We start from the raw sequence: 19,989 nt of genomic DNA on the forward strand, positions 1-19,989 counted from the left end.
AAAAAGCGCTGAATTCAACCGTAGAGATTGCGTTCTGTTGATCAAAGCCGCGAAAAAAAGCACAAAAAAATCAGCTGCTGCTGAAATAAACGGCAGGCGGCGGGGCGCGACGGCCCCGCGAGGAAAAGATCAGAACATGCGGCGGCTCATGCCAAGGATGTCGAGGATTTTGGTGGAGATCTCTTCGACCGAATAGTTGGTGGTATTGAGATAGCGGATCTGGTTTTTGCGGAACAGCGCCTCGACCTCGGCGATCTCCATGCGGCACTGGCGCAATGAGGCGTAGCGGCTGTTTTCGCGCCGTTCTTCGCGGATCGCCGCCAGGCGCTCCGGATCGATGGTCAGGCCGAATAATTTATGCTGAAACGGTTTCAGCGAGGCCGGCAGGTGCAAATTGTCCATATCGTCGGCGATAAACGGGTAGTTGGCGGCGCGGATGCCGAACTGCATCGCCAGATAAAGGCTGGTGGGGGTTTTGCCGCAGCGCGACACGCCGAGCAGGATCACCTGCGCCTGATCGAGGTTGCGCAGCGAAATGCCGTCGTCATGCGCCAGGGTATAGTCGATGGCGGCAATGCGCGCGTCGTACTTGCCGAGGTTGCTGGCGGTCAGGCCGTGGGTGCGGTTCGGCACCGGCGTCGGCTCCACCTCCAGCTCACCCTGCAGCGGGCCGACCAGCGCCTGCACGATATCCTGACAGAAGCCTTGGCTCTGAACGATCACGTCGCGCACTTCCGGCGAGATGATGGAGTAAAACACCAGCGGCCGTACACCGGTTTCATTATAGATATCATCGATTTGTTGGCGAACTGCGCGTGCGCGCGCCTCGGTTTCGACAAACGGCAAGGTGTACGTGGTCGCCGTGACCGGGAACTGCGACAGCACCGCGTGCCCCAGCACTTCCGCGGTGATCGCCGTACCATCCGAAATATAAAAAACGCTTCTTTCCACCCGAGGCTCCTTACCTGAAAACGGTGTTCCTGCTGTCATCACTGCCAATATCATGAGCCGCAGACGATCCGCGGGTAAAGGGGCGAGGGAAAAAATTGTGACGGCGGGGCGGTAAAGCGTCTTGCGGCGGCGCACGAAGAAAAGCGCGCTTTGGCGGCGGTAGAAATCGCGGCGCAGCGACGCTGTTCGAGCCGAAACGTAAATTTGCCGCTATTTTCACCAAAAACGATAGCGTTTGCGTGGTCATTAAAACAGAATTTTAAAAAGAGCGTAATTTGTTGAGAACTAAGCTTTTCGTGCGATTGGGAACGGTTCCCAGGCAAATCAGCCGGTTAGGACATTCTCTTAAAAACCACTTTCTTCAGTGGGTTGATCGATTCACCTTTCCATTTTCCCCGGATCAGTGTGCTAGTCTGATTCGGCTCCGTGTTAGCGGTGCCGTAAAGCAAGCGAATTAAATCCGTCTTTACCCTACTGATAGCAATAAGGATTGTCTCGATGTCCAACAATGGCCCAGACTTGCGTAATGTGCTTTGGTACAACCAGCTTGGCATGCACGACGTTGACCGTGTCGGCGGCAAAAATGCCTCCCTCGGTGAAATGATCACCAATCTTTCCGATTTGGGCGTGGCCGTGCCTAACGGTTTTGCCACCACCGCACAGGCGTTTAACGATTTCCTCGAACAAAGCGGTGTTAACCAGCGCATCTATCAGTTACTGGATCAGACTGACGTTGACGACGTTGCCCAACTGGCCAAGGCCGGCGCCCAGATCCGCCAATGGGTGATCGACACGCCGTTCCACGCCGAGTTCGAGCGTGAAATTCATCAGGCTTACCAACAGCTCGCCGACGGCGAACCGGAAGCTTCCTTTGCGGTGCGCTCCTCCGCCACGGCGGAAGACATGCCGGACGCCTCCTTTGCCGGTCAGCAGGAAACCTTCCTCAACGTGCAGGGCATCGACGCCGTAATGGTGGCGATCAAGCACGTGTTCGCGTCGCTGTTCAACGATCGCGCCATCTCTTATCGCGTGCACCAGGGCTACGATCACCGCGGCGTGGCGTTGTCGGCCGGCGTACAGCGCATGGTGCGCTCGGATCTGGCCTCCTCGGGCGTCATGTTCACCATCGACACCGAGTCCGGCTTTGATCAGGTGGTCTTCATCACCTCCGCTTTCGGCTTGGGTGAAATGGTGGTGCAGGGCGCGGTGAACCCGGATGAGTTCTACGTGCACAAACCGACGCTGCAAAACGGCAAGCCGGCGATCGTGCGCCGCAACCTGGGTTCGAAAAAGATCCGCATGGTATACGCGCCGTCGCAGGATCACGGCAAGCAGGTGCGCATCGAAGACGTGCCGGAAGCGCAGCGCAGCCGTTTCTCGCTGACGGATGAAGAAGTGCAGGCGCTGGCGCAGCAGGCGATCCTGATCGAAAAACATTACGGCCGCCCGATGGATATCGAGTGGGCGAAAGACGGCCATACCGGCAAGCTGCTGATCGTGCAGGCGCGCCCGGAGACCGTACGCTCCAACGAGCAGACCATGGAACGCTACCAGCTGAACGGCACCAGCCCGGTGCTGGTGGAAGGCCGCGCCATCGGCCACCGCATCGGCGCCGGTCCGGTGAAAGTGATCCACGACATCAGCGAAATGGATCGCATCCAGCCGGGCGACGTGCTGGTGACCGACATGACCGACCCGGACTGGGAGCCGATCATGAAGAAGGCCGCCGCGATCGTCACCAACCGCGGCGGGCGCACCTGTCACGCGGCGATCATCGCCCGTGAGCTGGGCATTCCGGCGGTGGTGGGCTGTGGCCACGCCACTGACGTGCTGAAAGACGGCCAGAAAGTCACCGTCTCCTGCGCGGAAGGCGACACCGGCTTCGTTTACAGCGACATGCTGGACTTCAGCGTGCAGAGCTCCGAAGTGACCGAGCTGCCGGATCTGCCGCTGAAGATCATGATGAACGTCGGCAACCCGGATCGCGCTTTCGACTTCGCGCGTTTGCCGAACGAAGGCGTGGGCCTGGCTCGGCTGGAATTTATCATCAACCGCATGATCGGCGTGCACCCGCGCGCGCTGCTGGAGTTCGACCAGCAGACGCCGGCGCTGCAAAATGAAATTCGCGCGCTGATGCAGGGTTACGATCACCCGGTCGAGTTCTACGTCGGTCGCCTGACCGAAGGCATCGCGACGTTGGGCGCCGCCTTCTGGCCGAAGCGCGTGATCGTGCGTCTGTCCGACTTCAAATCCAACGAGTACGCCAACCTGGTGGGCGGCGACAAGTATGAACCGCACGAAGAGAACCCGATGTTGGGCTTCCGCGGCGCCGGCCGTTACGTGGCCGACAGTTTCCGCGATTGCTTCGCGCTGGAGTGCGAGGCGGTGAAACGCGTGCGTAACGATATGGGGCTGACCAACGTCGAAATCATGGTGCCGTTCGTGCGCACCGTGGCGCAGGCGGAAGCGGTGGTGGCCGAGTTGGCGCGTCAGGGGCTGAAACGCGGCGAAAACGGGTTGAAAGTGATCATGATGTGCGAAATCCCGTCCAATGCGCTGTTGGCGGATCAGTTCCTCGAGCACTTCGACGGCTTCTCCATCGGCTCCAACGACATGACTCAGCTGGCGCTGGGGCTGGATCGCGATTCCGGCGTAGTGTCGGAACTGTTCGACGAGCGCAACGAGGCGGTGAAAGCGCTGCTGTCGATGGCGATTCAGGCGGCCAAGCGCCACGGCAAATACGTCGGCATTTGCGGCCAGGGCCCGTCTGACCATGAAGACTTCGCCGAGTGGCTGATGGAGCAGGGCATCGACAGCCTGTCGCTTAACCCGGACACTGTGGTGCAGACCTGGATCAATTTGTCGAAAAAGAAATAATGTCTCGGCCTCACTGAGGCATTAACGCCGGGCCGCAGTTAACGCTGCGGCCTTTTTATTTCCGAATGTAAATAACGGCGCGTAAAATAATCAATTCGACGAAAAAAGAATAAAAAAAAGCCCACCGTAGGAGATGGGCAAAGACTACACACAGCAATTCACATGTATGGCATTACATTGTTCAGAAAGGTTGCTTTAAAATCAGTGATTTGAAGCAATAGATGGCCATAATACTAGATTTTTGAACGCGACTAGTCATTAAGAATCATCCTAATCGATAGCGGCATCACATTTTATTTGCGGGAGTTATCTCTTTTTTCCGTTTGCAACAAACAGGGATTTACATTGCACCTTTCATTCGCCGTACCGTAATCAATATAGGGCGGCATTATATTGGGCGGAGATATTACTCGAATGAGGTAGGAATAATGACGGGCGTGAAAAGTTCCGCCCGACGGTGCGGGCGGAAGGGGGAATTAGCGTTTTTCCAGCTCGTCGATGACTTGCTCCGGCGCGGAGGTCGGCTCCGGCGCTTCATCCATCCAGGCGGTCAGCAGGCGATAAGACACCGCCAACACCACCGGGCCGATGAACAGGCCAATCATGCCGAAGGCCAGCAAACCGCCGATAACGCCGGACAGGATCAGCAGCAGCGGCAGATCGGCGCCCATGCGGATCAGCACCGGGCGCAGCACGTTATCCAGCGTGGCCACCACGCAGCTCCAGACCAGCAGCACGGTGCCCCAGGTGGTGTCGCCGTGCCAGTACAGCCAGATGATGGCCGGCACCAGCACCAACAGCGGCCCCAATTGCGCCACACAGCAGATGAAGATCAGCATCGTCAGCAGAGTGGCGGCAGGAATGCCGCTTACCGCCAGACCGATGCCGCCCAGCACCGACTGCACCAACGCCGTCACCACCACGCCCAGCGCGACGGCGCGAATTGCCTGGCCGCCCAGCAGCACCGCCGCATCGCCGCGCGCGGAACCGAGGCGCACCGCAAAGTGGCGGATACCCAGCGCCACCTGTTCGCCGCGCGCGTACAACAAGGCGCTGAACAGCAGCATCAGCGCGCAGTGCAGCAGCAGACGGCCGATATGCGCCGCCTGCGCCACGAACCAGGTGGCGGTTTGGCCAAAGTACGGCTGCACCTTCGCCAGCAGCGCGGCGCCGCCGGCGTTAACCAGCGTGTGGTAGCTGGTATAGAGTTTGTCGCCGATCATCGGCACGGACTGCAGCCAGGCGAGATCGGGAATATGCAGTTTGCCCGGCGAACTGGCCCAGGCGATCAGCGGCGCGCTGTTATCCACCACGCTGCTGATCAGCAGTGAGATAGGCAGAATGAACAGCAGGATCAGCAGCAGGGTCATGACCAACACCGCCAGCGAACGGCGGCCCCACAGCAGCTTTTGCAGTTTGAGCAGCAGCGGCCAGGTGGCGATCACCACCATGCCCGCCCAGGCGAAGCCGAGAATAAACGGTTGGATCACCCAAAAACAGGCGACGATCATGATGGCGATAAACAGCACGCCGAAAATAATTCGCGGTAAGTCGTAACGCGATTGCGGGAGTGGCATCAGTGGGTTCTCATCCTGGTCAATTAAATCCCTGGCACCGGCGAATCGGGGTGCCTGTCGGTCGGTTTCTCACCGCCGGGCGGCCGCCTGTGGCGGCGCTCGCAGGGCGGTAATAATGTGAATGCCTTCACTAAACGAGTATGTTAGTTTTTAGTGTCACTAAAAAATAGGGTGGGTCTGAATTAAAGGCCCGATTCAGCGTACATCAGCGCATAAAAAATAGACGGACAGGGTCAAAAAAGCGAATGATCCCACAGATTTCTCAGGCGCCCGGCCTGGTTCAACGGGTGCTCGACTTTTTGGAAGCACTGAAGCAAAACGGATTCAACGGCGATACCGCCACCAGCTATGCCGACCGGCTGACGATGGCCACCGACAACAGTATCTATCAGCTGCTGCCCGATGCGGTGGTGTTCCCCCGTTCCACCGCCGACGTGGCGCTGATCGCCCGTCTGGCCGGAGAAGAGCGCTTCAACACGCTGACCTTCAGCCCGCGCGGCGGCGGCACCGGCACCAACGGCCAGTCGCTCAATACCGGCATCGTGGTCGATATGTCGCGCCATATGAACCGCATTCTGGAGATCAACGTCGAACAAGGCTGGGTGAAAGTCGAAGCCGGGGTGATCAAGGACCAGTTGAATCAATACCTGCGGCCGTTCGGCTACTTCTTCTCGCCGGAACTGTCCACCAGCAACCGCGCCACGCTGGGGGGAATGATCAACACCGATGCCTCCGGCCAGGGCTCGCTGGTGTACGGCAAAACCTCCGATCACGTGTTGGGCCTGCGGGCGGTGCTGCTGGGCGGTGAGATGATCGATACCCGCGCCATGCCGACGGCGCTGGCGGAAACGATTGCTCTGGAAGAGACCGCCGAAGGGCGCATCTACCGCACGGTGCTCAACCGCTGCCGCGAGCAGCGCGCGCTGATCCTGGAGAAATTCCCCAAGCTCAACCGCTTCCTCACCGGTTACGATCTGCGCCACGTGCTGAGCGACGATCTGCAAACCTTCGATTTGACGCGTATTCTGACCGGTGCCGAGGGCACGCTGGCGTTTATCACCGAGGCGCGGCTGGACATCACGCCGCTGCCGAAAGTGCGCCGCCTGGTTAACGTGAAGTACGACTCCTTCGACTCGGCGCTGCGCAATGCGCCCTTTATGGTCGAGGCCAAGGCGCTGTCGGTGGAAACCATCGATTCCAAGGTGCTGAACCTGGCGCGTGAAGACATCGTTTGGCACTCGGTGAACGAACTGATCGCCGACGTGCCGGATAAAGAGATGCTCGGGCTGAACATCGTCGAGTTCGCCGGCGACGATCGGGCGCTGATCGACGGCCAGATGGAGGCCCTGTGCCAACGGCTGGACGAATTGATCGCGCAGCGGCAGGGCGGCGTGATCGGGTACCAGATCTGCGGCGATCTGGCTGGCATCGAGCGCATTTACAACATGCGCAAGAAGGCGGTCGGGCTGCTGGGCAACGCCAAAGGGCGCGCCAAGCCGATTCCGTTCGCCGAGGACACCTGTGTGCCGCCGCAACATCTGGCGGACTATATCGTCGAATTTCGGCAACTGCTCGATGACCACAATCTGAGCTATGGCATGTTTGGCCACGTCGACGCCGGGGTGCTGCACGTGCGCCCGGCGCTCGACATGTGCGACCCGCAGCAGGAAGTGCTGATGAAGCAGATCTCCGATCGGGTGGTGGCGCTGACCGCCAAATACGGCGGCCTGCTGTGGGGGGAACACGGCAAGGGGTTCCGCGCGGAATACAGCCCTGAATTCTTCGGAGAAACGCTGTATGAAGAGCTGCGCCGCATCAAGGCGGCGTTCGATCCGGATAACCGCCTGAACCCAGGCAAGATCTGTTCGCCGCTGGCGGTGGATGCGCCGATGATGCAGGTGGATGCGGTCAAACGCGGCACCTTCGATCGCCAGATCCCGGTCGAGGTGCGCACCTCGTTCCGTGGCGCGCTGGAGTGTAACGGCAACGGTCTGTGCTTCAACTTCGACGTGCGCAGCCCGATGTGCCCGTCGATGAAGGTCAGCGGCAACCGCATTCATTCGCCGAAAGGGCGGGCGACGCTGGTGCGCGAGTGGCTGCGTCTGTTGGCCGAGCAGGGGGTCGATCCGCTGGCGCTGGAGAAACAGCTGCCGCAGCAGCGCCTCAGCTTGCGCGGCCTGATCGAGAAAACCCGCAACAGCTGGCACGCCGGCAAGGGCGAGTACGACTTCTCGCACGAAGTGAAAGAGGCGATGTCCGGCTGCCTGGCCTGTAAGGCCTGTTCAACCCAGTGTCCCATCAAGATTGACGTGCCGGGATTCCGTTCGCGCTTCCTGCAGCTCTACCACACTCGCTATCTGCGCCCGGTAAGCGACTACATGGTCGCCGGCGTGGAGAGCTATACCCCGTTGATGGCCCGCGCGCCGAAGGTGTTCAACTTCTTCTTCCGCCAGCCGTGGCTGCGGGAGATGAGCCGCAACGCCATCGGCATGGTCGATCTGCCGCTGTTGTCCAGCCCGACGCTGCGTCAGCAGCTGTCCGGCCACCGCGCGACCACGTTGACGCTGGAGCAGTTGGAAGGGCTGAGCGCCGAGCAGCGCGCAGAACACGTGTTGATCGTCCAGGATCCGTTCACCAGCTATTACGACGCCAAAGTGGTGGCGGACTTTGTCCGGCTGGTGGAGAAGCTCGGCTATAAACCGGTGCTGCTGCCGTTCTCACCGAACGGCAAGGCGCAGCATGTGAAGGGCTTCCTGACGCGGTTCGCCCGCACCGCGCGCAAAACCGCCGATTTCCTCAACCGTGTGGCGCAGCTAGGCATGCCGCTGGTGGGCGTCGATCCGGCGCTGGTGCTGTGCTACCGCGACGAATACCGCGAGATCCTCGGCGCCGAGCGCGGCGATTTCCAGGTGCAGCTGGTGCATGAATGGCTGCAGCAGCGGATCGCGGATCGTGCCGAACAGCCGGCGACCGGCGAGCCGTGGTATCTGTTCGGCCACTGCACCGAAACCACCGCGCTGCCGGCCAGCGGCCAACAGTGGGCGGCGATCTTCGCCCGTTTCGGCGCCAAACTGGAGAACGTCAGCGTCGGCTGCTGCGGCATGGCGGGCACTTACGGCCATGAAGCCAGGAACCTGCAAAACTCGCTCGGCATTTATGAGCTATCATGGCATCCGACGCTACAGCGTTTGCCGCGGCAGCGCTGCCTGGCGACCGGCTATTCGTGCCGCAGCCAGGTGAAACGCATCGAGGGCAATGGCGTGCGCCACCCATTACAGGCACTTCTGGAGATGATTGAGTGAAATTGTGGAAACGTGAAACATCGCTGGAGCAGCTGAACCGCGCCGGTGACGGCTGCATGGTCAGCCATGTGGGCATCGAGTTTACCCAACTGGGCGAGGATTTCCTCGAGGCCACCATGCCGGTCGATGGCCGTACCCGGCAGCCGTTCGGGCTGTTGCACGGCGGGGCGTCGGTGGTGCTGGCGGAATCGATGGGATCGATGGCCGGCTACCTGTGCAGTGAGGGCGAGCAGAAAGTGGTGGGGCTGGAGATCAACGCCAACCACCTGCGCGCGGTGTTCGATGGCCAGGTGCGCGGGGTGTGCCGCGCACTGCACGTCGGCCGTCGTCATCAGGTGTGGCAAATCGAGATCTTCGACGCGCGCGATCGGTTGTGCTGCACCTCGCGTCTGACCACGGCGGTCATCGACTGATCCCCGCTGCTTTCCGCAGGCGCTCGGCCTGCGGAGCCTTTCGCTTTACAGCTGAAACGGCACGCGTTTGACGAAGTCCTTCTGAAACGCGTTCGCCTTCTCCCAGGTGCCTTCCATTGCATATTTTTGGCAGATCAGCGTCAGCGTATGGCGGGCGAAGTGGTAGCTTTGCACCCGAAACAGCTGGCAACGCTGTGGGTTGTTGATCTCGACGATCAGCCGGTTGTGCAGCTTGCTGAGCGCGTGCAGGTAGCTGTCGTCGTCGCCGTTCTCCAGACACAAATTGGCCATGGTAAGGCTGACGCTGTTGTACCGCTTCAGGTGGTCGATATTGCATTCCGGGCGCCGTAGCGCCGCTTCGGCCATGTAAAAGTCCACCGTGGCGTCGCGCACGCTGAATTTGTAGTCATCAATCTTGCCCAGCAACCATGCGTTGATCGAAAGAGTCATTGGCTTCGCGCTCAAATTCAAATTGAATGATAATCATTATCATATAAACTGCCGTGTTGCCGATCAATCCCCGGCGTGGCGTTTTTTCATTGCGCGGGGTGTAAAAGGCCGCCGACGACCCAACTTGATGCTGAGCGACTAAACTTTAACCTGAGGGCGCGCGCTTGCGCTGCGCCACGAAATGCCGATAAACGCACATTTACGACAGACAGAATGCAGAAATAGGTATTTTCTATGAATGTTTAGATCGGCAACGTACCGCGGCGCTGTAACGCTGACGGGCCACCGGGGAGTGCGGTACGGTGATGCAGGATAAATAACAAATTCATAGGGATAGCATGCACACCTTGCCGCCAGACGCCGCAAGCCGCCACGGATGTCCCGCTGGCTTGCCGCACGCCGCAGCGAAAAACCGCGCTTGCGGCGGATACCCCCGCAAAACAAACGGTTGAAGTGATAATCGTTATCACTAACATATAAGCAACCCAGATTGGCTGTGGCCAAACACGAGTGTGAGGTAGACCCTATGCAAACGGAAAATGTCGGCACTTTTTCTCTGGATGAAAATGTCTGGCAAGGCATTTCGCTCAGCGACAGCGCCGTACGACAAATAACCAAACTGATGCAGCAGGATCCGCAGGTGAAAGGGCTGCAGCTAGGGGTGAAACAATCCGGCTGCGCCGGCTTTGCCTATGTGCTGGATCTGACCCGCGAACCCGCCGATGACGATCTGCTGTTTGAGCGCGACGGCGCCAAACTGTATGTGCCGCTGAAGGCCATGCCGTTCATCGATGGCACCACGGTAGATTACGTCCGCGAAGGGCTGAATCAGATATTCAAATTCAACAACCCTAAAGCTCAGCATGCCTGCGGGTGCGGCGAGAGCTTTGGCGTTTGAGCGATGCAATCAACATGACACGAAGCAATGTAGAAATGCCTAATGAAGTGCAGGCTTGGGTCAGCGAAGGTCGCTACAAAGAAGGTTTCTTCACCCAGCTGGCAACCGATGAGTTGGCCAAGGGCATCAACGAAGAGGTGGTGCGCGCCATCTCGGCCAAGCGCAACGAACCCGAGTGGATGCTGGAATTCCGCCTCGAGGCTTATCGCGCCTGGCTGCAGATGGAAGAGCCGCACTGGCTGAAGGCCAATTACGAACGCCTGAACTATCAGGACTACAGTTACTATTCGGCGCCGTCCTGCGGCAGCTGCGACGATGCATGCGGTTCGCAACCCGGCGCCGAGCAGCAACCGGGCGCGGCGACGGAAAAAGATTACCTGACCAGCGAAGTGGAGCTGGCGTTCAACCAGCTCGGTGTGCCGGTGCGCGAGGGCAGCGAGGTGGCGGTGGACGCCATCTTCGACTCGGTCTCGGTCGCTACCACCTACCGTGAAAAACTGGCGGAGAGCGGGGTGATCTTCTGTTCGTTCGGCGAAGCGATCCAGGAATATCCGGATCTGGTGCGTCAATACCTGGGGCGCGTGGTGCCGTCCAACGATAACTTCTTCGCTGCGCTGAACGCCGCGGTGGCCTCCGACGGCACCTTCGTCTATGTGCCGAAAGGCGTGCGCTGCCCGATGGAGCTGTCGACCTACTTCCGCATCAACGCCGCCAAAACCGGCCAGTTCGAGCGCACCATCCTGATCGCCGACGAAGGCAGTTACGTCAGCTATATCGAAGGCTGTTCCGCCCCGGTGCGCGACAGCTACCAGCTGCACGCGGCGGTGGTGGAAGTGATCCTGCATAAAGACGCCGAAGTGAAATACTCGACGGTGCAGAACTGGTTCTCCGGCGGCGAGAGCAAGGGCGGTATCCTCAACTTCGTCACCAAGCGCGCGCTGTGCGAAGGCGCCGGTTCGAAAATGTCCTGGACCCAGTCGGAAACCGGCTCGGCCATCACCTGGAAATACCCGAGCGTGATTTTGCAGGGCGACAACTCGATCGGCGAATTCTTCTCGGTGGCGCTGACCAGCGGCCATCAGCAGGCAGATACCGGCACCAAGATGATCCACATCGGCAAAAACACCAGGTCGACCATCATCGCCAAAGGCATCTCCGCCGGCCACAGCGAGAACACCTATCGCGGCCTGGTGAAAATCCTGCCGGGGGCGGAAAACGCCCGTAATTTTACCCAGTGCGACTCGATGCTGATCGGGCCGGACAGCGGTGCCCACACGTTCCCTTACGTTGAAGCGCGCAACAACAGCGCTCAGCTGGAGCACGAAGCCACTACCTCGAAGATCGGCGATGACCAGCTGTTCTACTGCCTGCAGCGCGGCATCAGCGAGGATGACGCCATTTCGATGATCGTCAACGGTTTCTGCAAGGACGTTTTCTCCGAGCTGCCGCTGGAGTTCGCCGTCGAGGCGCAAAAACTCCTGGCCATCAGCCTGGAACACAGCGTGGGTTAATCGCCGCATTTTTAGCGCCGTCGGCGCTATCTGAGGACACAGCATGTTAAGCATCAAGAATTTGAAAGTCAGCGTGGAAGGTAACGAGATCCTCAAGGGATTGGATCTGGAGATCAAACCGGGCGAAGTGCACGCCATCATGGGGCCGAACGGCTCGGGCAAGAGCACGCTGTCCGCCACGCTGGCCGGGCGTGAAGAGTACGAAGTGACCGAAGGGGAAGTCACCTTCAAGGGCAAGGATCTGCTGGAGCTGGATCCGGAAGATCGCGCGGGCGAGGGCGTGTTCCTGGCCTTCCAGTACCCGGTGGAGATCCCCGGCGTCAGCAACCACTTCTTCCTGCAGACGTCGGTCAACGCGGTGCGCAAATACCGCGAGCAGGAGCCGCTGGATCGCTTTGACTTCGCCGATTTCATCGAAGAGAAAATCGCGCTGCTGGACATGCCGGCCGATCTGCTGACCCGTTCGGTCAACGTCGGCTTCTCCGGCGGCGAGAAAAAACGCAACGACATTCTGCAGATGGCGGCGCTGGAGCCGGATCTGTGCATTCTCGATGAAACCGATTCGGGCCTGGACATCGATGCGCTCAAAATCGTCGCCAACGGCGTCAACTCGCTGCGGGACGGCAAGCGCGCCTTTATCATCGTCACCCACTATCAGCGCATTCTGGACTACATCCAGCCGGATTACGTACACGTGCTGTCCCAGGGGCGCATCGTCAAATCCGGCGATTTCTCGCTGGTGAAACAGTTGGAGGAGCAGGGCTATGGCTGGCTTACCGACCAACAGTAATTCAAACGCGCTGCAGCAACTGTATCGCCTGTTCGAAGGCCGCGGCGGCGAGCGTTCGCCGCATGCGCTGGCGCACTGGCAGCAGGCGCTGCGCCTCGGCTGGCCGACGCGCAAGCATGAAAACTGGAAATACACGCCGCTGGAGAGCCTGCTGGAGCAGCAATTCCTCGAGCCGCAGCCCGCCCCGGTGAGCGCAGAGCAGCTCGATGCGCTGGCGCTCGGCATCGATGCCTGTCGGCTGGTGTTTATCGACGGCCGCTACAGCGCCGCGCTGAGCGATGGCGACCTGGGCGACTACCAGTTCGAGTTGACCGCCTATGGCACGCCTCAGGCGTTGCCGGAGCCGATCCAGCCGGAGATTTTTCTGCACCTGACCGAAAGCCTGGCGCAGGAAACCAGCCTGATCCGCCTGCCGGCCGGCAAGATCCCTGCACGCCCGCTGTATCTGCTGCACATCAGCAGCGGACGCGGCGCCGCCGGGGAAGTGAACACCGTGCATCACCGCCATCATCTGGAGATCGGGCGCGGGGCTGAGGCGGAAGTGATCGAGCACTACGTCAGCCTGGGCGAGGCCGCACATTTCACCGGCGCGCGCCTGACCGCCAATGTGGCGGACAACGCCGGGCTGTTGCACTGCAAGCTGGCGTTTGAGAGCCAGCCAAGCTACCACTTTGCCCACAACGATCTGGTTATCGGCCGCGACGCGCGGGTGAAAAGCGACAGCTTCCTGCTGGGCGCCGGCCTGACGCGGCACAACACCAGCGCGCAGTTGAACGGCGAAGGCGCGAATCTGGTGATCAACAGCCTGGTGCTGCCGGTGGGCAAAGAGATTTGCGACACCCGCACCTATCTGGAGCACAACAAGGGCTATTGCGAAAGCCGCCAGCTGCATAAAACCGTGGTCAGCGATCGCGGCAAGGCGGTGTTCAACGGCATGATCAAAGTGGCCAAGCACGCGATCAAAACCGACGGCCAGATGACCAACCATAACCTGCTGTTGGGCAAGGTGGCGGAAGTGGATACCAAGCCGCAGCTGGAGATCTACGCCGATGACGTCAAGTGCAGCCACGGTGCTACCGTGGGGCGCATCGATGAAGAGCAGCTGTTCTATCTGCAGTCGCGCGGCATCGACAAGCACGCGGCGCAGCAGATGATCATCTTCGCCTTCGCCGCCGAGCTGACCGAAGGCATCGCCAACGACACCATCCGGGAACGGGTGCTGGCGCGCATCGCCCAGCGCCTGCCGGGGGAGGCTGCATGAGTTATCCGATTGAACGCGTACGCGGCGATTTCCCGCTGTTGGCGCGTGAGGTGAACGGCCAACCGCTGGCCTATCTCGACAGCGCCGCCAGCGCGCAGAAACCGCAGGCGGTGATCGACCGCGAGCTGGAGTTCTACCGCCACGGGTATGCGGCGGTGCATCGCGGTATCCACACCCTGAGCGCCGAGGCGACTCAGCAGATGGAAGCGGTGCGGGAACAGGCGGCGCGCTTTATCAATGCTGCCTCGGCGGAAGAGATGGTGTTCGTCAAGGGCACCACCGAAGGCATCAATCTGGTGGCCAACAGCTTTGGCCGCCACCTGCTGCAGCCGGGCGATGCGATTCTCATCACCGAGATGGAGCACCACGCCAACATCGTGCCGTGGCAGATACTGGCGCAGGAGCGCGGGTTGCAGCTGCGGGTGTGGCCGCTGCAGCCGGACGGCACGCTGGATCTGGCTCGGTTGCCGGAACTGGTCGACGCGTCCTGTAAACTGCTGGCGCTGACCGAGGTCTCCAACGTGCTGGGCACCGTCAACCCGGTGCGCGAGATCATCGCCCGTGCCAGAACCCTGTCACCGGATCTGACGGTGCTGGTGGACGGCGCGCAGGCGGTGATGCACCAGCGCGTCGATGTCCAGGCGCTGGACTGCGATTTCTACGTGTTTTCCGGCCATAAGCTGTATGGCCCTTCCGGCATCGGCATGCTGTATGGCCGCCAGGCGTTGTTGCAGCAGATGCCGCCGTGGGAAGGGGGCGGCTCGATGATCCGGCAGGTCAGCCTGACGGCGGGCACCACCTTCGCCGATCCGCCGTGGCGCTTCGAGGCCGGTTCGCCGAACACCGCCGGCATCATGGGGCTGGGCGCGGCGTTTGATTACGTCGAAGCCTTGAGCCTGAATGCGATCCACGATTATGAACAGTCGCTGATGCATTACGCGCTCGAGGCGCTCAAGCAGGTGCCGACGCTGAAAATCTATGGTCCGGCGCATCGCGCCGGGGTGATCGCCTTCAATCTGGGAGAGCACCACGCCTATGACGTCGGCAGCTTCCTCGATCAGTACGGTATCGCCATTCGCACCGGCCATCACTGCGCGATGCCGCTGATGGCGTTTTATCAGGTGCCGAGCATGTGCCGTGCTTCGCTGGCGTTATATAATACCCGCGAAGAGGTGGACCGGCTGGTGGCCGGGCTGCAACGCATTCATCAGTTATTAGGTTAGGCTGGGGCGTGTCCCCGGCGGTACAAAAGGATCCCCATGGCGAATTTGCCGGACAAAGATAAATTGGTGCGTAATTTCTCCCGCTGTCTGAACTGGGAGGAGAAATACCTGTACGTGATTGAACTCGGCGCTAAATTGCCGCCGCTGGACGAGGCGGAGCGGCAGGCCGCCAACCTGATCTCCGGCTGTCAGAGCCAGGTGTGGATCGTGATGCGCCGCGATGAGCAGGGGCAGGTCGAGTTTCACGGCGACAGCGACGCGGCGATCGTCAAAGGGTTGCTGGCGGTGGTGTTCATTCTTTATCGCCAATTGACGCCGCAGCAGATCGTCGATCTCGATGTGCGGCCGTTTTTCACCGAGCTGGCGCTCAGCCAACATCTGACGCCTTCGCGCTCGCAGGGGCTGGAGGCGATGATCCGCGCCATTCGCAGTAAAGCGGTGCAGCTGGCCTGATCCATAACGCCTTCATCCTCAAGACTCATTGATACCTTTGCTTTGTCAATGAGTCTTTACAATTCACGGTTTTCCTCCGGGCAACGCGCCCAATTCAGTGATATTTCAGCAGCTTAACTGTTGACGTTTCGTTGACAATCAATGACGGCGATTACGTTATAACGTGTTGATTTTTAGAGGACTTATTGCCTTTGATACCAGCGTTGCTAGTATTAATCAGGTATTGTCTGATTTACCCACCACCTGGCGCTCGTTAGCCTTGTGGGCGAACCGTCATAAAAAATATAGGGATGATAATGAAACGTGCGTTGAGTTTAATGGGCATGGTCTTCGCCACCGTATTGGCCGGCACGCAGGCCGCCAGTGCGACCGAGTACCCGCTGCCGCCGCCGGACAGCCGTCTGATCGGCGAAAACACCACTTATACCGTGCCAAACGACGGCCGCCCGCTGGAAGCCATCGCCGCTGACTACAAGATCGGCCTGCTGGGCATGCTGGAAGCCAACCCTGGCACGGATCCGTTCCTGCCCAAGCCGGGTACGGTGCTGACCATTCCGACCCAAATGCTGCTGCCTGACACCAAGCGTGAAGGGATCATCGTCAACCTGGCCGAGCTGCGCCTTTATTACTACCCGAAAGGCGAGAACAAAGTGATCGTCTATCCGATCGGCATCGGCCAGACCGGGATGCACACGCCGCTGGAGGTGACCTCCATTAGCCAGAAGATCCCTAATCCGACCTGGACGCCCACCGCCAACATCCGCAAGCGCTATCAAGCCCAGGGCGTGACGCTGCCTGCGGTGGTGCCGGCCGGCCCTGAGAACCCGATGGGGCTGTTCGCCCTGCGTCTGGCGATGGGGCGCGGTGAATACCTGATCCACGGCACCAACGCCAACTTCGGTATCGGCATGCGCGTCAGCTCCGGCTGCATTCGTCTGCGTCCGACGGATATCGAGGCGCTGTTCAACATGGTGCCGCGCGGTACGCGGGTGCAAGTGATCAACGATCCGGTGAAGATTTCGGTCGAGCCGGACGGCAAACGTTATGTGGAAGTGCACCAACCGCTGTCGCGGGTGGAAAGCGACGATCCACAGACCATGCCGATCGCGTTGTCTAAAGCGGAGAAAGCCTTTGCGGCCGATGGTCAGACCGATCGCGCCGTATTCGATAGTGCGGTTGTACGCCGTTCTGGCATGCCGGTGCTGGTCAACGTAGGGGGGAGTCCGTCTGCGGTGAGTTTGACGCCTGCAGCGGCTCCTGCGGCGAATAAGAGCCCATTCAAGGCAGCGCCAATCAGTTCGGTGAACTAAGTTTGCAGGATTGAGCGGTCGAAGAGGGGTTCAGCGTGCTGAACCTCTTTTTTTTGCCTGCCGTGCAGGAACCCCCCTGGCTGACGAACAGACAAAAAAAACGGCGCACAATGTGCGCCGTTTTCAATAACCAAAGCTATCTTACTTTTTGTAAGCGTGAGCTTGGTTGTCCAGACGCTGGTTAGCGCGTGCTGCGTCGTCTTTAGCAGCTTGAACGTCAGAACGCATTGCGTTCACGTCGTTGCTCAGCTGATCAACTTTAGCGTTCAGAGTCTGAACGTCAGAAGACAGTTGATCGATTTTAGCGTTGCTAGAGCAGCCAGCCAGCAGAGTGGAACCCAGGATTACCGCGCCCAGTACCAGTTTAGTACGATTCATTATAACACCCTCTAGATTGAGTTAATCTCCATGTAGCGTTACAAGTATTACACAAACTTTTTTCGAAAGAGAATAATTTTTTAGTGTTGAGGTGCTTTATTTTGATCGTTCGCTCAAACTTGCATCTGGTTTTACAAATTAGTTAAAAAAACGAGGGAAAACAGCCGGCTTCCATGGGACTACTCCGATTCTTTATTAGCTAAATAATGAGCGGATCGCGGTTGCGTTTTGAGAAAAATAGTTTACTGCTGATAAAAAAAACGCCGCAAAGCGGCGTTTTGATCAAGACAATTATGTCACGTTTTATATTACAGCACGTGTACCGAGGCGGTGTTGGTGGTGCCGCTCGGCACCAGCGCGCCAGAGACCATCACCACGACGTCGCCTTTCTGCGCCAGGCCGCTGGCCAGGGCGGCTTCTTTACCGATGCGGTAGAAGTCGTCGGTGGAGGCGATTTCCTTGACCATCTGCGGGATGACGCCCTTGCTCAGCACCAGCTGATGCGCGGTAGTCTCATTGGTGGTCAGCGCCAGGATCACCGCGTTCGGGAAGTATTTACGCACGGATTTTGCCGACTTGCCGCCGCTGGTGGCGACCACGATCAGCGGCGCGTCCAGTTTCTCGGCGGTTTCAACCGCGCCGCGGCACACCGCTTCGGTGATGCGCAGCTTGCGACGATCGTTCAGGGTGTCGATACGGCTTGGCATCACGCGATCGGTACGCTCGCAGATGGTCGCCATGATGTTGACCGCTTCCAGCGGGTATTTGCCCTTGGCGCTCTCGCCGGACAGCATGACGGCATCGGTGCCGTCCAGGATGGCGTTGGCAACGTCGCCGGCTTCCGCGCGGGTAGGGCGCGGGTTTTTGATCATGGAATCGAGCATCTGGGTGGCGGTGATGACCACTTTACGCGCACGGTTACATTTCTCGATCATCATCTTCTGGGCGAAGATCACTTCTTCTACCGGGATTTCAACGCCCAGATCGCCACGGGCAACCATGATGCCGTCGGACGCTTCGAGGATTTCGTCGAAGTTGTTCAGGCCTTCCTGGTTTTCAATCTTGGAGATGATCTGGATCTGCTCGCCGCCGTGGGCTTTCAGGTGCTCGCGGATCTCCAGCACGTCGGAGCGTTTACGGATGAAGGACGCTGCCACGAAGTCGACGCCTTGCTCGCAGCCGAAGATCAGGTCGCGTTTGTCTTTCTCGGCCAGCGCAGGCAGCTGGATGGACACGCCCGGCAGGTTAACGCCTTTGTTCTCGCCCAGGTCGCCGTTGTTCAGCACCTTACAGATGACTTCGTTCTCGGTCACGTTGGTGACTTCCATGCCGATCAGGCCGTCGTCAACCAGCACGGTGTTGCCGATCTTCAGGTCGGCGGCGAAGCCGGCGTAGGTGACCGCCACGCGCTCGCTGTTGCCGATCACGCTCTGGTCAGTGGTGAAGGTGAAGGTTTGGCCGGCGACCAGCGAGGCGTCTTTGCCGCCTTCCAGTTTCATGGTGCGAATTTCCGGGCCTTTGGTATCCAGCAGGATGCCGGCGTTGATACCGGTTTTCGCCATCACGGCGCGCATGTTCTTGATGCGGTTGCCGTGCTCTTCATAGTCGCCGTGAGAGAAGTTGAGACGCATCACGTTCATGCCCGCATTGAGCAGGTTGGTCAGCATTTCTTCCGATTCGGTTTTTGGACCGATGGTACAAACAATTTTGGTCTTTTTCATGGCGGAGTTTTCTACAAGTTGTGATGGATAAAAAAACGAATTTGACCGGCGCGGTTTACGCCGGTAGGGAATTTGGGCCGTGCCTGGTGGTGAAAAACATAGTTAAGGATAGGTGACGACAGTTGAAGTGGGGCGGAAAAATTCAGCCCGCGCGGGGGCGCGGGGATGCTGCGCAACGGGGTAAGATCACATCGTGTTGTTATTGCGTTTTCGCAGATCAAGGGCTGAAACCATTCAACTGATAGACGTTGCGCATTATAAAGGCTAAGCGGCGGGAAACAAAATAAAAAACCGCGGCGGTGCGGCGGATAGAGCAAAACGGGGCTAAATGTGGCGCAAATGCAACGCGTTGCGAGCCGCTTGTTGCGCAAATAACCTTTCTGTAAATGCAGGTTTAACGCGTTTGGGGAATTTCCAGCAGCGTGCCGGCGCTCAGGCAGAAGCAGCCGCTGGCGACGTTGGCCGGCAGGGTAAGGCTCTCGCCGGCACGTACTATCCGGGTGTCGCCGCCGAGGGTGAACTCGAATTCGCCGGATATCACCCGGGTTTGCAGCGCGTGCGCGGGCTTTTGCAGCTGGCCGAAGGCGCCGGCCTCGAAACGCACTTCCGCCGCCGGCGAACCGTCGCTCATCACGCCTTCACGGCGGGCAAGGCCATTGTCGAGCGGCAAAAAGGCGGTTTTGGCGGTGAAGGTGGTCATGTGGCGTTCCTGATGGCTGATGGCGGTAGTTCGGCGCAATCGACATGAAAAATCGAACGGTCGGGCAGAGACGATACAACGGGAAGTATAACGTGACAGGGAGAGATGAATCAGCAATATGGTGCGTCCGAGTGGACTCGAACCACCGACCCCCACCATGTCAAGGTGGTGCTC

The 19,989-nt window shown here is 59.4% G+C and carries 16 protein-coding genes and 1 other RNA gene; 10 read left to right on the plus strand and 7 right to left on the minus strand.

Features of this window, described 5'->3' with window-relative positions:
- Window positions 1-129: 129 nt before the first annotated feature.
- The gene (locus MMS95_RS13500) at window positions 130-990 is read right to left on the minus strand and encodes a pyruvate, water dikinase regulatory protein (protein ID WP_049239973.1); all 861 of its coding nucleotides are present in this window, start codon (window positions 988-990) and stop codon (window positions 130-132) included.
- A gap of 459 nt (window positions 991-1,449) precedes the next feature.
- Between MMS95_RS13500 and ppsA the strand changes: the two genes are divergently transcribed.
- Entirely contained in the window at window positions 1,450-3,828 is a 2,379-nt protein-coding gene (ppsA, locus tag MMS95_RS13505) for a phosphoenolpyruvate synthase (RefSeq protein WP_004931376.1), read from the plus strand.
- 109 nt (window positions 3,829-3,937) lie between these two features.
- On the opposite strand, the gene rprA is transcribed toward ppsA, so the two are convergent.
- Together rprA and ydiK are read right to left on the minus strand one after the other, a co-directional pair.
- An RNA gene (gene rprA / locus MMS95_RS13510) (antisense sRNA RprA) lies at window positions 3,938-4,049 on the minus strand.
- Between the two features lie 255 nt (window positions 4,050-4,304).
- On the minus strand, window positions 4,305-5,405 hold the full coding sequence (gene ydiK / locus MMS95_RS13515; RefSeq protein WP_004931374.1) for an AI-2E family transporter YdiK: 1,101 nt from the start codon (window positions 5,403-5,405) through the stop codon (window positions 4,305-4,307).
- A 245-nt stretch (window positions 5,406-5,650) separates the two neighbouring features.
- On the opposite strand from ydiK, the gene MMS95_RS13520 reads away from it, so the two are divergent.
- A complete protein-coding gene (locus MMS95_RS13520; protein WP_242141777.1) occupies window positions 5,651-8,707 on the plus strand; it encodes an FAD-binding and (Fe-S)-binding domain-containing protein in 3,057 nt (1,018 codons plus the stop codon).
- Window positions 8,704-9,120, plus strand: coding sequence for a 1,4-dihydroxy-2-naphthoyl-CoA hydrolase (gene menI, locus MMS95_RS13525; RefSeq protein ID WP_016927938.1), 417 nt, complete (start codon window positions 8,704-8,706; stop codon window positions 9,118-9,120). Before MMS95_RS13520 ends, menI begins: the two co-directional genes overlap by 4 nt.
- 45 nt (window positions 9,121-9,165) lie before the next feature.
- Here menI and MMS95_RS13530 read toward each other — a convergent pair whose 3' ends face one another.
- Window positions 9,166-9,570: a hypothetical protein gene (locus MMS95_RS13530; protein WP_004931369.1), complete on the minus strand. Its 405-nt coding sequence runs from the start codon at window positions 9,568-9,570 to the stop codon at window positions 9,166-9,168.
- Between the two features lie 526 nt (window positions 9,571-10,096).
- On the opposite strand from MMS95_RS13530, the gene sufA reads away from it, so the two are divergent.
- From sufA to MMS95_RS13565, 7 genes are all read left to right on the plus strand, one after another.
- Window positions 10,097-10,468 (plus strand): Fe-S cluster assembly scaffold SufA, encoded by a 372-nt coding sequence (gene sufA / locus MMS95_RS13535; RefSeq protein ID WP_004931368.1) that lies wholly within the window; start codon window positions 10,097-10,099, stop codon window positions 10,466-10,468.
- Window positions 10,469-10,482: 14 nt separating this feature from the next.
- Window positions 10,483-11,979, plus strand: a complete 1,497-nt coding sequence (sufB, locus tag MMS95_RS13540) for a Fe-S cluster assembly protein SufB (protein ID WP_004931367.1) — start codon at window positions 10,483-10,485, stop codon at window positions 11,977-11,979.
- 43 nt (window positions 11,980-12,022) lie between these two features.
- A complete protein-coding gene (gene sufC / locus MMS95_RS13545) occupies window positions 12,023-12,769 on the plus strand; it encodes a Fe-S cluster assembly ATPase SufC (protein ID WP_016927936.1) in 747 nt (248 codons plus the stop codon).
- A complete protein-coding gene (gene sufD, locus MMS95_RS13550; RefSeq protein WP_004931361.1) occupies window positions 12,744-14,030 on the plus strand; it encodes a Fe-S cluster assembly protein SufD in 1,287 nt (428 codons plus the stop codon). Before sufC ends, sufD begins: the two co-directional genes overlap by 26 nt.
- A complete protein-coding gene (sufS, locus tag MMS95_RS13555; protein WP_242141778.1) occupies window positions 14,027-15,253 on the plus strand; it encodes a cysteine desulfurase SufS in 1,227 nt (408 codons plus the stop codon). Before sufD ends, sufS begins: the two co-directional genes overlap by 4 nt.
- 36 nt (window positions 15,254-15,289) lie before the next feature.
- On the plus strand, window positions 15,290-15,706 hold the full coding sequence (sufE, locus tag MMS95_RS13560; RefSeq protein ID WP_160125423.1) for a cysteine desulfuration protein SufE: 417 nt from the start codon (window positions 15,290-15,292) through the stop codon (window positions 15,704-15,706).
- Between the two features lie 296 nt (window positions 15,707-16,002).
- Window positions 16,003-17,016: a L,D-transpeptidase family protein gene (locus MMS95_RS13565; RefSeq protein WP_242141779.1), complete on the plus strand. Its 1,014-nt coding sequence runs from the start codon at window positions 16,003-16,005 to the stop codon at window positions 17,014-17,016.
- A gap of 141 nt (window positions 17,017-17,157) precedes the next feature.
- On the opposite strand, the gene MMS95_RS13570 is transcribed toward MMS95_RS13565, so the two are convergent.
- The 3 genes from MMS95_RS13570 to MMS95_RS13580 form a co-directional block, all read right to left on the minus strand.
- Window positions 17,158-17,394 carry a major outer membrane lipoprotein gene (locus MMS95_RS13570; RefSeq protein ID WP_004931354.1) on the minus strand — a complete coding sequence of 79 codons (237 nt, stop codon included), beginning with the start codon at window positions 17,392-17,394 and terminating at the stop codon, window positions 17,158-17,160.
- Between the two features lie 308 nt (window positions 17,395-17,702).
- On the minus strand, window positions 17,703-19,115 hold the full coding sequence (gene pykF, locus MMS95_RS13575) for a pyruvate kinase PykF (RefSeq protein WP_004931353.1): 1,413 nt from the start codon (window positions 19,113-19,115) through the stop codon (window positions 17,703-17,705).
- Between the two features lie 394 nt (window positions 19,116-19,509).
- The gene (locus MMS95_RS13580) at window positions 19,510-19,815 is read right to left on the minus strand and encodes a cupin (RefSeq protein ID WP_015377721.1); all 306 of its coding nucleotides are present in this window, start codon (window positions 19,813-19,815) and stop codon (window positions 19,510-19,512) included.
- Between the last annotated feature and the right edge of the window lie 174 nt (window positions 19,816-19,989).

It is taken from the genome of Serratia sp. PGPR-27 (assembly GCF_022678525.1).
GTDB lineage: Bacteria > Pseudomonadota > Gammaproteobacteria > Enterobacterales > Enterobacteriaceae > Serratia > Serratia nematodiphila.